1 pseudogene (only partly in view) is annotated in these 15,064 nt (G+C 36.0%); it reads right to left on the bottom strand.

The window, feature by feature from the left end:
* A pseudogene (gene ebh, locus ACXQH5_RS00840) lies at window positions 1-15,064 on the bottom strand (hyperosmolarity resistance protein Ebh) (it extends 16,567 nt beyond the left edge of the window).

Here is a 15,064-nt window from a genome sequence, read left to right as displayed (position 1 = left end):
GCATTGTTAACTTGTGTTTTTAATGCATCTTTTTGTTTTTGGTTTAAGTCATGTGCGTTGTTAATTGTGTTCGTTGCATTTGTTTTAGCTTGAGCTAAGTTTTGTGCACCATTTAACGCTGCTTTTGTTGTATTGACTTGATTTGCCATGCCATTAATCGCATTAGCATCCATATTTGGATTGCTTGTTGCATTAATAACACCATTTGCATTATTTACAGCAGTATTGTAATTATTTTTGTTGCTATCAGATGCATCAAGATAATTTTGACTTGTTTTCGTCGTATTATCATTTTGGATACTTGTACGTAATGCACCCATGGCAGTATTTAACGTATTACCTTTATCTTTAACACCATTTACACCAGCTACATTTTGCGCTTGTTCAACTTGATGCTTCAAGTTGTCTTTTTGTAATTGTGTTAAGTTTGGTAACCCATTAATTGTATTTGTTGCTGAAGTTTTCGTATTTCTTAAGTTTTCAGCACCATTTAAAGCCGCTTTCGCTCTTGTAACTGCATTTAATGCATTATCAACGTCTGCTTTAGATGTGTTACCACCAGTTTGTTTATTTAAAATGCCTTCAGCTGCTGTGACAGCTTGAGTATATGCGTTACGTTTTGATTCATCTGCATCAAGATAATTTTGATTTCTTAATGTCGCATCTTTATCATTGATTGAACCTTGCAAACTATTCATTGCGCCGTCTAATGTATTGGCATTTGTTTTTACAGTATTAACGCCATCAACAGTCGCCGCTTGATTGATTTGACCTTCTAACGCAGTACGTTGTGCATTTGTAATATGGTTTAAAGTACCTAAGTTTTGTTTAGCTGCCGCTTTCGCTTCTGCTAGTTTCGCATCACCATTCAATGCATCTTTCGTACTTGTTACTTGTTGTAATGCACGGTCAACTGCTGCTTTATCTGAATTTGAACCAGTTTGTTTATTTAAAATTGCTTTCGCAGCAGCTACAGCTTGATCATAAGCAGTTTTCTTACTTTGCTCTGCATCACGATATTTTTGAGTTTGTTTTGTTGCATTTTCATCATCAATACCATGTTGTAATTGACCCATAGCTGTATTAAGTTCATTTGCAGTTTGTTGGATACTTGTTACATTTGCAACACGTTGCGCACTTGTAACTTATGCTTTTAACGCATCTTTTTGCGCTTTATTTAAGTTAGTAGCACCATCGATGGCATTTGTTGCTGTTTGTTTCGCTTGCGTTAAATTATGTGTACCATCTAATGCATTTTTCGTTGATGTCACTTGTGTAGCGATTTGGTTAATTGCATTAGCATCCATATTTGGATTGCTTGTTGCATTAATGACACCATTAGCACTATCAACAGCATTGTTATAGTTTGTTTTGTTACGTTCTGTAGCATCAAGATAGTTTTGGCCATTTTTCGTAGCTGTATTATCTTGAATGCTATTTCTTAACGTACCCATAGCACCATTTAATGTGTTGGCACTTGATTTAACAGTATTTACACCTGCAACATTTTGTGCTTGTTGCACTTGTTGTTTCAATTTATCTTTTTGTGCAGTTGTTAAATGTTGAAGTCCGTTTATAGTAGTGTTTGCATTTGATTTAGCTTGCTCTAAATTATGGTTACCATTTAGGGTACCTTTCGCATTTGTCACTTGTGACAACGCGTTTTCAACGGCAGCTTTATCTAAATTTGATCCACTATTTTTATTTAAAATATTTTCTGCGTTCGTAACGGCTTGAGTATAAGCAGTTTTCTTATCTGAATCAGCATCATGATAGTTTTCGCTCGCTAAAGTATTCGCTTTATCATTAATACCATTTTGCAAGTTAGCCATCGCTGTATTCAATTGTGTACCTGTATTAGATACCGCTTCAACACCAGCTACTGTTGTTGCTTGATCAATTTTAGTTGTTAAGTCACGTTTTTGAGCATTATTAATTGACGTTAAGTTATTTAATGCATGTTTAGCTGTATTCTTCGCATTTGTAACGTTTTGATCACCATTCAATGCATTTTTAGCACTTGTAACATTTTGAATAGCTGCTTCAACATCTTGTTTAGACGTATTTGCACCTTGCGTTTTGTTCAGAATTGTTTCTGCTCTGCTTACCGCATTAGTATACGCATCACGTTTGGCTTTATCTGCATCAGTGAAGTTAACACCTTGTTTAACTGTGTTTTGATCATGGATATGCCCATTTGCGTGTTTAACTCAGTTGCTGCATTTTTAGCAGCTGTTACCTCACTCACATGACCTGCACGATCAATTTGTGATGAGATTGCAGATTTTTGGTTATTGGTTAAGTGTGATAACGTATTTAAGTTTTGCTTAGCAGTGTTTTGTGCATTTCTTAAGTTTTCGGCACCGTTTAAACCATTTTTAGCATTATTCACTTGTGTTGTAGCTTGAGTAATCGTACTTGCATCCATAGTCGGATTATTAGTTTGATTAATAATACCTTTCGCATTTGACACAGCGCTATTATATGTTGACTGGTTATTCGGACTTGCGTCTGTATAGTTTTGACTTGCTTTGACTGTTGTTTCGTTAGAAATACTATCTCTTAAGCCTTTCATTGCATTGTTCAATGCTTGTCCATTTGTTTGAACAGATTGTACGTCTTCTAATCTATTGGCTTGTCCCACTTGTTCTTTTAATTTAGCTTTTTGAGGTGTATTTAATTGCGTTAATGCATCAATAGCAGTATTGGCGTTTTGTTTTGCTACACGTAATCTTTCGTCACCATTTAATTCTTGTTTCGCGCTGTTTACTTGATTAGCTGCAGCTGTTACTTCTGAAGGTGTCGTAACAACCGTTGGCGTACCGCTAATAATATGTTCAGCATTGGTAACTTTAGTTGTGTAAGCATTTTGTTTAGTGCTATCGGCGTTAACATATTTACTGCTTGCTAACGTATTCGTCTTATCTACGATGGCATGTTTTAATGTGCCCATTGCTGTGTTCAGTTCAGTCGCATTACGTTGTACATCTTGTGCATTAGATACGCGTTGAGCACCATTAGCTTGTGCTTTTAATGCATCTTTTTGTTTTTGATTTAAATCAGATGCGCCATTGATTGCTGTAATCGCTGCTTGTTTCGCATTATTTAAGTTTTGCGTACCATTTAATGCATGTTTCGCACTATTAACATTATTAAGTGCTTGTTCAACTGCAGTTTTCGCTGTATTCGGTCCAGTTTGTTTATTTAAAATTGTTTCGGCAGCTGATACAGCTTGATTGTAAGCATTACGTTTTTGCTCATCAGCATCTAGGAAGTTTTGGCTCGCTAATGTTCCGGCTTTATCGTTGATAGCCGTTTGTAAGTTACCCATTGCACCATCTAAACTATTCGCACTTTGCTTAACAGTTTCAACACCAGCTAAGTTTGTAGCTTGTGAAATTTGATTTGTTAAATCATTACGTTGTGCTGTAGTGATATGCGTTAAAGTAACTAAATGTTGTTTCGCTGCGTTTTGAGCTGCAATTAATTTTGCATCACCATTCAATGCATCTTTCGCAGTATTCACACGTTGCAATGCTGCTTCAACTGCATTTTGCGCAGTGTTTGGGCCATGTTGTTTATTTAAAATCGCTTTCGCTGCAGTAATAGCATTATCATACTCTTGTTGTTTATTTGTATCAGCATCACGATATTTCTCAGATGATTTCACTTGAGATTCGTTGTTAATACCATTTTGTAAGTTAGCCATAGCTTGATCTAGATGTTGTGCATTTTGTTTTACAGTATCAACACCACTAACTCTTGTCGCACTACTAATTTGACTAATCAAATTGTTCTTTTGAGCATCTGTAATACTCGTCAATGAGTTTAAGTACGTTTTCGCATTTTGTTTTGCCGTAGCTAAGTTTTCATCACCGTTAAGTGCCGTTTTAGAACTATTCACTTGCTCTGCTTTTTGTGTAATCGTACTTGGATTCATTTCTGGATTACTATTCGCATTAATAATCGTTTCAGCAGCAACTACTGCGTTGTTATATGCTGTTTGCTTATCATTATTAGCATCTACGTAATCTTCACTTGCTTTAGTCGCATCTTTGTTGGCAATACTTTGTCTTAACGTATTCATCGCTTGATCTAATGTATTCGCATTTGATTGAACCGTATGAACACCAGCGACAGTAGTACCACTATTAATTTGATTTGTTAAATTCGTTTTTTGAGCAGTTGTTAAATGCGTCATATTATTTAACTGCTGTTTCGCTGTTTGCTTCGCTTGATCTAATAAACGCGTACCATCTAAGTTAGTTTTAGCCGAATTCACTTGATTCATCGCTTCTGCAACTTGATCTTTCGTTTTATTTTGACCATTTGATTTATTTAAAATATCTTTCGCAGCTTGTACCGCATTTGTGTATGCTGTTTTCTTACTTGGTGTCGCATCTTGATAATTTTGACTATTAAGCGTCGTTTGTTCATCGTTGATCGCACCTTGCAAGTTACCCATCGCAGTATTTAAATCTGTACCTTGTTGTTTAACTGTATTTACGCCAGCAATATTTGATGCAGCATTAATTTTAGATTTAACATCTGCTTTTTGTGCATTATTTAAATGTGATAATGCATCAATTGCTCTTGCAACATCTGTTTTAGCTTGTGCTAATTTTTCATCACCATTTAATGCATTTTTATTATTAGTAACAGCTGAAGTTGCACGATTAACATCATCAACAGACATCGTTGGATTTGTTGATTGATTAATGATTGTTTCAGCACTTGAAACTGCACTGTTATATGCATTTTGTTTAGCTGTATCTGCATCCACATAATCTTCTGTACGTTTCACTTGCTCTTTATCTGCAACAGCATGTCTTAAATTACCCATTGCACTATTTAAGTTTGTTGCATTTTGCTTAATCGTATTAACTGTCTCGATTTGATGCGCACCATTAATTTGCGATTGTAAGTTTTGACGTTGTGCATTATTCAAGTTATTTAAATGACCTAATGCAGTGTTCGCTTCTTGCTTCGCAGCATTTAATTTTGTATTACCATTCAATGCTTGTTCTTTACTTGTGACATTTGATAAAGCATTGTTAACATCACTTGGTGTTATAACTGGATGTTGTGCATTACCGTTAATAATGTCATTCGCATGGTTGTATGCATTGTTGTAATCATTTTTCTTATTAGTATCTGCGTTGACATAATTATCGCTTTGTACGACTTGGTTATGATTAGCAACGCCACGTTTTAAACCTGTCATTGCAGTATTTAAGCTTTGAGTTGTTTGTTTAATATCATTTACTGCTTGAACATTTTGCGCACTATTCACTTGTTGTGTTAATGCATTCTTTTGCGCTTGGTTTAAATCACTTGCATGCGTAATCGCATTTGTTGCTTCTGTTTTCGCACGCTGTAAGTTTTGTTGACCATCTAAAGCATCTTTAGTTGATTTCACAGATGCTGCTTTTTGGTTCACTGTATTAACATCCATTGTTGGATTAGTCGTTTCTCCAATAACACCTTTAGCTGCATTGACTGCATTGTCATACGCTGGTTTATTAGCTGGTGTTGCGTCAGTGTAATTTTGACCTGATTTAATCGTATTATTATCCGCAACACTCTCTTTTAATTTCGTCATCGCATTATTTAAAGCTGTAATGTTAGACTTGATCGTTTCAAGTGCTGCATGATTTTGAGCAGCATTAATTTGTTGCGTGAAATTATTTTGTTGTGCTTGGTTTAAGTTAGATGCACCATGTAATGTATTTAACGCTGGTTGTCTATCTAATGTTAAACCTTGACGTGCTGTATTTAATTGATCCTTAGCTTGGTTTGCTTCAGTCACTTTATCATTGATATTTTGGACCGTTGGATTGCCATTTAACACTTGATTAATTTCAGCTAACTTTTGACGCGCTGCTTGTAATTTTTGGTTGTACGCATTTAACGAAGCGGTCGTCATACCTGTTGTATCTGTAGGTTGGTTAATACTTTGTTCTAATTGCGTTTTCGCAGTTTGAAGCGGCGTTTTATCTGGTGTTAACGCTTGACGTGCATGATCCAAATCAGATTTAGCTTGGTTTGCTGCAGACGTATTTGTATTAATTTGATCTACTGTAGGTGAACCTGCTAATACTTGATTGATTTGTTGAATCTTATTACGTGCAGCCGTTAACTTCGCATTATAAGCATTTACCGAGTCTTGTGTCATACCAGTTGTACTTGTTTGCGTGTCAATACTATGTTGTAGTTGATTTTTCGCATTTTCTAAAGGCGCTTTATCAACTGTTAAGCCATTGCGTGCTTGATCAAGTGCTGTTTTAGCAGCATTCGCTGCTGTCACGTTTTGACGAATCGTTGCAACATCTGGATGAGATGCCAGTACGCGATCAATTTCTTGAATTTTAGTTCTAGCTGCTGAAAGTTTTTCATTAAATGTAGCAACAGATGCGCTTGTCATACCAGTCGTACTCGTTGGCTGATCAATATCATTTTGCAACTGAGTTTTCGCAGCTTGTAATGGTGCCAAGTCTGGTGTTAATCCAGCAATTGCTTGTTTTAAGCTATTATATTTTTCTTCTACTTTAGCTTTTTCTGCGGCAATTTGTTGATCTGTCGCATCACCATTGTTAATAACATTTTGTGCATTTGTTGATTCTGTTTGACCCACACGTTTAGCATTTTCATATGCTTGGATTGATGATTGTGTCATACCATCAGTAGTTACTGATTTATTGATTTCTTCATCAAGTTTCGTCTTAGCTGTTCTTAAAGCACTATTATCAGCTAAAGGTACTAATTGATTAATAGCTTGCGTTAATCGCTCATTTACACGATTTACATTTGTTAATGCAGATTGTACCTCTTGCACTGTTCTTATTGGCTTTTGAATAATAGCGTTGGCACTATTTTTAGCACTTGTTAAGTCACTTTGAAGTGCACGAATCGAATTATTGTACGCAGTAATACTTGCTGGTTTCTTACCAGTCGTTGTACCTGTACGATTCAATTGTTGTACTGCTTGCTCTAAGGCATGTGTATCTGCAGTTAAATCATGTTTCGCTTGGTTTAATGCTGTTAATGCGTTATCGACACGATGTTTTTCATCTGAAATTTGTTGTGCAGTTGCATCTCCATTGTCTATAACACGTTGTGCTGCAGTTATTTCAGTTTCTGCTTCACGCTTCTTCGCATTATAGTTATCAATACTTTGTTGCGTCATACCAGCAGTTGATGGTACTTGGTTCACAGAACTTTGTAAGTTATTTTTAGATGTTACTAATTGGCTATTATCTTCTTTATTTTGAAGTAATGCTTTAGCTTCATTTATCTTAGTTTGTGCAGCTTGAACTTTAGATAATGCTGCGTTCACTTGTTGTGGTGTTGCACGATCATTATTAATAACTTGTTGCGCTTCTGTTTTCGCAGTATTGATTTGTTGTTGCGCATTATGAATTGCATTATTGTACTGCGTAATTGTACCTGGCTTTTTACCATCTGTACTGACTGGATCATCTAAATGATTTTTAGCTGTGATTAACTCACGTTTATCCGCTTTTGTGAAAATGGACTCTTGTACTTCTTCACTACTGCCATCATTGTAAGTTACTGTCACAGGAATCGTCGTTGTGCTACCACCAGCTAAATTAGTAGGCATTGCTGTGCCATTTTTAATTGTTGCAGTACGTTTATTAGCAACTTGAACTGCATTGTTAATTTCAGCTGCTGTTACATTAGAACCATAATCTTTTACAATTTCAGTTGTGTTGACAGTATGAGTTGCCGGTGCAGTTAATGTACTTGAATTACTACTTGCTGAGTGACCTGTACCTGCTTTCGGTGTAATGGTAATTGCTGAATTCGGCTTGACAGTATTGGCATTGAATGTCACTTTACCAGTTTGTGCATCTAACGTTACATAGTCAGGCTTATTCGCAATTGTCCATTGATTATTTTGACCACGAACAACATTAATTGTCTTACTATGTTCTGCACCATTACCCACTTTTTCAGTGTAAGCAATATCCATTGCTTGAGTTGGATTAATTAAATGCCCTGTTGGATTATTAGGCGTGATATCAATATGACCATTTTGCCAAATCTTAGTAGTCGCTTGGTTCGGTTGTGGTACGACAACTGTGAAATCATCACTACGTTGTTCGTCACTGATTGTTTCACCACTACCTTGTGTTGCAACAACTTGAATTGTATCAGCAGGATTGAAAGTACCTGCTGCAACAGTAATACCATTATTAGTTCCAGCAATACCTGCTACAGTTGCTGCAGATGCTTCTTTCACCCATGGGCTCGTATTATTGCGACGTGTAAATGTCGTCACAACGTTACCATTACGTTTAATAACTAATTTATCAGCATACGTCGTTACGTTACCGGCATGTGTATTCACTGTTTGGTTTGCTCCAGGTGCAATTGTAATCGCTCCTGCCGCTGTTTCAGTCACAGTTGGTTTCGCTGGTTGCACATCTTTTACTACAAACTTCGCTGGTAGTGATGTTGCAAATGTATGTCCATTATAGATGACATCATATTTTGCATTAACGACTTTAGCCATATTGGGTTTATTCATAGCTGCCCAGTTTGCATCGTTTGTACCTGTTGCTGCATTATTCCATTTATACGTAAATCCATCTGTTGGTAAACCTGTAGCATTTTGCATTTGTGCATAACCTGATGCTTGCGTACCACTTGCTAAAGTGCCACCAACTGTTGTTGTATAAGTAGTTTGTGGGAATTCAAATTGATATACATTCACAGTAACAGGTACACGTTTTGCAGCTGAAATGCCTGGATAAGTTACATCGACATTTAAATGTTGCACGCCTGCTTGTTGGTTATTTGGTTGTTGTCTATTTGCCCATGCTGCAGTGATACCATTTGTGTTTGTATTTGGATCAAATGTAATGTAGTTCATCGCATCTGTTCCATTAGTCAAATTTTGACCTTTCACATCACGTGATGGCGCCTTAGCATTAGCAACTGGATAAACTTTGACTGGAACTTCAACATTACGCGTACCTTGACCACTAGGTAATGTTACAACCGCAGTTTTATGAGTGTTGCCGACTGTATTCTTCCATGTATCTGGACTATCATGCCATGCAACCGTTGCTCCATGTGGTGGGTTTTGAATAAATCTTTCTACGTGTCCGAAATCAAAACCGTCGCCACCTTTAATAAATACAGCGCCTTCAGTAGTTGCTTGTAATTGTGGTGTCACTGTTACTGTTGCACTGTCATTTGAATCAACAGATTCATTTATTGTTACATCTATCGCTCGACCATGTTCATCTTGAGTAGTGTACGTCACATTATTCATTGTGATAGAAGACCTTGCCTTAATCACACCATTTGGTAACGCATCACTTACCGTTACAACAGCAGTATTACCACTACCATAAGTCGTGTTTGTAATCGTTAATGGCGTATTATCTGCTTTAAATAATTTAATAGATGAACTACTTAACACATTATTAATTTTAATTTGTTGGTTAGTAAGACCTGCTTTATAAGTCACAGAATTGCCATCAATTCGCGGTGGATCTGGTTTAACTTTTGCTAAAATCTTGATAATTTGCGTTTGGTGATTATCATAAGTAACTCGAATATCCCTTGTTGAAATACCAACCACATCTTTACTTGGTCCATATGAATTTGTAAATTGGAAATTCATACGTTGCGCATTTTGTGTCCAAGAATCATTAACTGGTTTAACATATTGTTTCGCATCATACACATCAGATACACCTGGGAACACAGCGCCTCTATTCGTCTCAAAGACATGCTTCGGTACTGAACTTACTACTTTATATGTTGCTGTTTTCGTAATCGGCGTTGTTTCGCCATCAATTAAGATATTTGCTGTTACATTAATATCTTGACCAATACGCGTATTATCTTTATTTGGCGCTTGTCCACTTACCCATGTAATAGTTGCATCTGGAATGGCACTACCATTAGATAACTTAAAGTAATCTGATGCACTAGAACCATTACCTGCTGGGAAGTCTTGGCCTTGTACAGTGTAATGCGAATGTGCAACGATTTCTGGAATGACATGCTTTACAGGTACAGTCACTGTTGATGTTGTTCCGTCTTGATAAGTAACAGTTACTGTGACATTGGCATTATTTCCAGTACGACTGACATTACTAACTGTTTTACTAGTGATTTCATTTGCGCTTGCTGTTGCATAGTTTCTATTTGGTACTGTTTCAGTAAACGTTAATGAATTAATAATTGCCGTTTGATCAGCTTGTGATACTGTCGCATTATTCGAAATATTGGCAATTCTCACAGGATTAGCAGCCGTTGATGAAGTACCAACTCGATATTTATCACGCAAAGGTTTCACTGTTACATTGAATGTAGTTGTAGCTGTATTACCACTTGTATCAGTTGCTAATAAATTGATTGTCTTAGTAGTTGCTGATGTCACATTTGGTGCTGTTGCTGAAACATGTTGATGGTTATTATCAACAGTGCCTGTAATTTGTGATGTCGTTGGTACAGTTACCGATTGCACACCAAAGTTATCATTCGCTGTAATAGTATTTGTAAATGTTTCACCTGAGAACACTTGATGATTAGTATAATTACCTACTGAAATTGTAGGATTCACTAAATCACTTGGTACAAAATAAATGTTAATAGCGTCAGTAGTATTTCCTGTATTTTGATTTAAATGTTCAACATATTGTTTTGGCCCATATGGCGTTAAGTATAACTGCGCTTTATAAACTGCATCACTTGCATTATGTGTAGAATTACTTTTTACAACGTGGTCTATTGTAAATGCGCCAGCACCATTAGCTGCCGGTTCATTTACGTTAACAACAGTTGAGTTACTATGGTTTGCACGAGTATTTGAATTTGTAACAGTTTGCCCACCATAACCGTTTGAAGGGTTGATGATGTCTAATATTTGAATCACTTGACCATTCAACGTATATTGTCTTTGGCCATCAGAAGATGCATTTGCTTGTGAATAACCAGTTGTTCTATAGTTTGGTCTTCCACCTGCTTCTGCTTGTGCTTTTTCATTACCAGTAATATTATTACGCAATCCAGGCACTGTAGTAGTCGCTTTTAGCATCGTTAAAATATCATTAGTTGTAATTTGTGTGCCTAATGTAGCATCATAACGATAAATTAAAGATTTATGGTCATCGGACCATGATAAACCACCATCTGTTGGTCTGTTTGCAATTTTTGCATTCGTCCATGTCACTGTATAATCTTGTGGGAAATTAACCCAACGCAAGAAATTCATATTAGCTAGGTTAGACGCGAATGATTTCGTTAATCGACCTTTATTAATATTTACTGTAATAGTACTTACATTAGCACCATTAGGTGTATTTGTAACTGAAATATCACCTTCGGCAAGAGTAATTACATCTCTATTTGCATTAATAAAAGCTTGTTTTACTTTTGAGATTTCATCAGTAGTTAAATCATATGTTGACGTACGATATACACGTTGATCGCCTTCAGGTTGTTTCACATCAACGATTTTTAAACTAATATAGAAATCTTCTGTGTCTTTATGATATGCATTTGAAGCAACTATATGATATAACTGCGTACCTGCATTCATTTGACTAACTTCTTGTGCAGTTGGAATAGCTCTATCAGATGTAATATTTGTAAATGTTCCACTTGGAATAGCTTGTCCATTACTTAAAGTAAAATATTGTTTAATATCACCAATATTAAATGATTGTCCTTTAGCAATCGTTACCGTTGCTGTTTTAGCAGCATTGGCAGTTTGGTATTCAGGTTTCACAACTGGTTCGTATGTCATCACATTTGTAGCATCAAGCGTCGTTGATGAACCATCACGGTAATGTAATGTGACATTACCATTATTATCGACAGTTACTGGATTAGATGAAGCTAAATATCCTCTTATATTTTGGTTTTTATTCATAAAGGCAGTAATTATGCTTTGCTTTTCATCATTAGATACAGCAGTCGGATTGACTACTACAACTTTCTCAGTATTTCCTAATACAATCGGATGAGCATCTTCACTAATTTTACCTACATGAATTGACACATGTTTAGATTGACTATCATTTGTCGTATTATTGACATTATCTGTCGCTGACACTTTAAATGTAATATCACTGTTAAATGCCTGATTCATAGAGACTCTACCTGTAATAGCTAATGAGCCGTTTTTGTTGTCGGATTTAGTTAAATTTGATGTCCAACCACTTGGCAATGTCGTAATAGTTGTACTTTTTATTCCAGAATGTCTATCAGAGACACCCATTGTAAAGTTGACTTCGTCGCCTCGATAGTATTTGGCATTTATTCCAACAGGATTATTGATTGTTGGTGGAATGTCATCTGGCAAAATAGTAACAGCATTACTCATATTAGATGCAACTACTTTATTATAATAAACTACTGCTCTAATTTGTTTACCTACAGGTGGTATGAATACAACATAATCTTGCGGTCGTATAGTAATTGTGTTGTGCACCCCATCAGGTGTACCAGTCGCAAGTATCGTATAACCCGAAGGTATTTGATCCGCCTCAGTACCACCATTCGTAGTTTGAGCAGTTGGTGCAACTAAATAAACCAATGCTGATGGATCCAACGGTATTCCTGAAATATTAACAGGAACTTTTTGTAATTCTGTACCTCTTAATTGCTCAGCTGTCGTAGTTATGGTTGGTGTATGTGGTTTAACACGAATTTCAAATAATTGTTCTTTACGTCCAAAACGTATCGTGCCAAAGTAATCCCCTGGTAATAAGTTACCAACTAGTTCAATATTGCGTTCTCTGGCATTATTAGGTCTATTTGTCGAATTTTCAATGTGTAATGTACGCGGAATACCTGTAATTTGCCAATCTTTATCTGTAAAATTCTCATTACTTGTTAAATTAATACGTAATGGTTGAATAGATGTTACGCTACCACCTAAATTCACGGAAGCATTCCCTTGGTTACCTGCATATACATAGAAAACTGGATGCCCAGCTTGTTTTGAAAATGGTTTTTCAGCAATATTTTGAGTATCGTCATTTTTATAGAATTTAATATTATGTTGGATTTCAGGTAATACTGTTAAGTTAACAGGAACTAAAGTTTCACTGTTACCATAACCATCAGGATAGTCGAAACCAATCATTAATCTTATTGGGTTTCTAGTTCTTGCTGCTTCTTGTAATTTTTGATCAGTAAATAATTGACTTAATTGATATTCATTTAATTCTTGGGCTCCACCCGGTCTAAAAGCATTAGTGTTTGCATTAGTCGAATAAAATCCTAACACTTTATTACTCGGCGTCTTAACATAACTTAATGGATCATCAACAAAATCATCTATATTTAGGTTTGTACTTTCTAATACCTTTTTCGTTTGTACATTTCCTTGACTCACTTCTACACGTTTAGTTGTACCTATGCGATATGTACGATTAACCACTTGTCTTAAACCATTAAGACGTTGTTGATGGTCTTGAGTTGATTCGACGTATAGTTGACTGTACATAAATAATTGATTGTACTCTAAAGCACGCCCACCTGCTGCATAGTACAATTTATTAACAGTTGGCCCTTGTGTTTTAAATGAAATTGTATAACTTGCATCACCTTGACCGAAGAAAGTATAAACTTTAGGAACACCCGGTGATTCAGCAGGTTTTTGACCATTAATATATTCAAAATTTTGTCTACCAAATGCTTTAGTAGCAGCTGTTGCTCCAGCTTCACTAAAATAATCACTCGCTCTAGATAAATCTTCTAAAGAATAAATATGGACAGTTGGCCACTCATATATTACTTGGCCACTTCTATTTCTTATTTTAAAGTCATGTGAACGATGAGGGTCATTTACTCCATATTCCCACATTTGTTGAAGTGGTTTATTTGCACCTGCTCCTGCTCCATGACTCCATTGTACATTTGTTCCATCTGAATTAACTGTTACAAAGTCAGTTCTTCCTACTGGCACTTGGTCTGCTGGTAATGCAAACCAGAAAATCATATTTTGATGTGGAGCATGTCCTTTATTAAACTTAATAACCCATTGGTAGCCATCTCCAGTTTGTTTCGCTGTCATAAGAGCAATTTCCTTTGAGTCAGAGGCCTTCAATGTATTCCATGGTGTAGTTGGTAAATTATATGGCGCCCCTTTACTAGAAGCATTGATATATGTACCTACAGGATATCCTGAACCATCATTAGCATTTTCAACATAATATGATGAATTTGCATTTTGATAGTCTGATACTGATCTAGGCTCTGCAGCTCTTGACTCAACCGAACGCGTTTGAATTCTGTTTGATCGACGGCTAGTTTGTTGACGTTGAGGCATTGTACGAATTAAAGCAACAGCTTGTTCCAATTCTTTGTATGCAAGTTGCAAGTCTTTATTGTTTATTGGATCATTACTGCCTAATAACGTATTAATCTTGTCAAAAATGCCTTTTACATAGTTAAATGTGCCAGAATCTGCATTTTCACGGTCAATAAAGCGATAATCATGATAATTTGCATCAAAAAATGCTTGTAATTCATTTCGGTCATGTTGTACGTTACCATTATCAGATAAATCTGAAGCTGTTACTACATTTGCTTCATGATTTTCTACATGAGCCGCTCTATTGTCGTTTCCATTTTTATTAGCAGATTGACTTTCGTTTTGTTTATGCTTATTTTCTTCTTTATCTGGTTGTGTTGTCGCAGCCGTTGCCGAATCTTTCTTTGTATTTACATTTTGAGATGCTGGTTGTTCATCATTAGTAGTAGATGATTGCGCTACTTTTTGATCTACTAAATTAGCTTGACTAATTTTTGGTTGCTCATTTTCATGAGTAGCAGATAATGATTGACCATTTTGTGAATTTTGAGAATTTTGTACTTGAGATTCTCGATTCTCAGTCTGTTCATTATTACTTTGTTGTTTCTGTTTAACCACACTTGCTGGTTGATTTGTTTCAGCAGCATGTGCTTGTGATGTATTGAATCCTAAAAATACCAATGTCGCAATGACAGTTGAAAATGTACCAACTGTATATTTACGAATACTAAACTTTTGAATTTTATCACGATAATTCAC

It is taken from the genome of Staphylococcus sp. SA22 (genome assembly GCF_054165785.1).
This window is presented reverse-complemented; position numbering and strand designations above follow the sequence as displayed.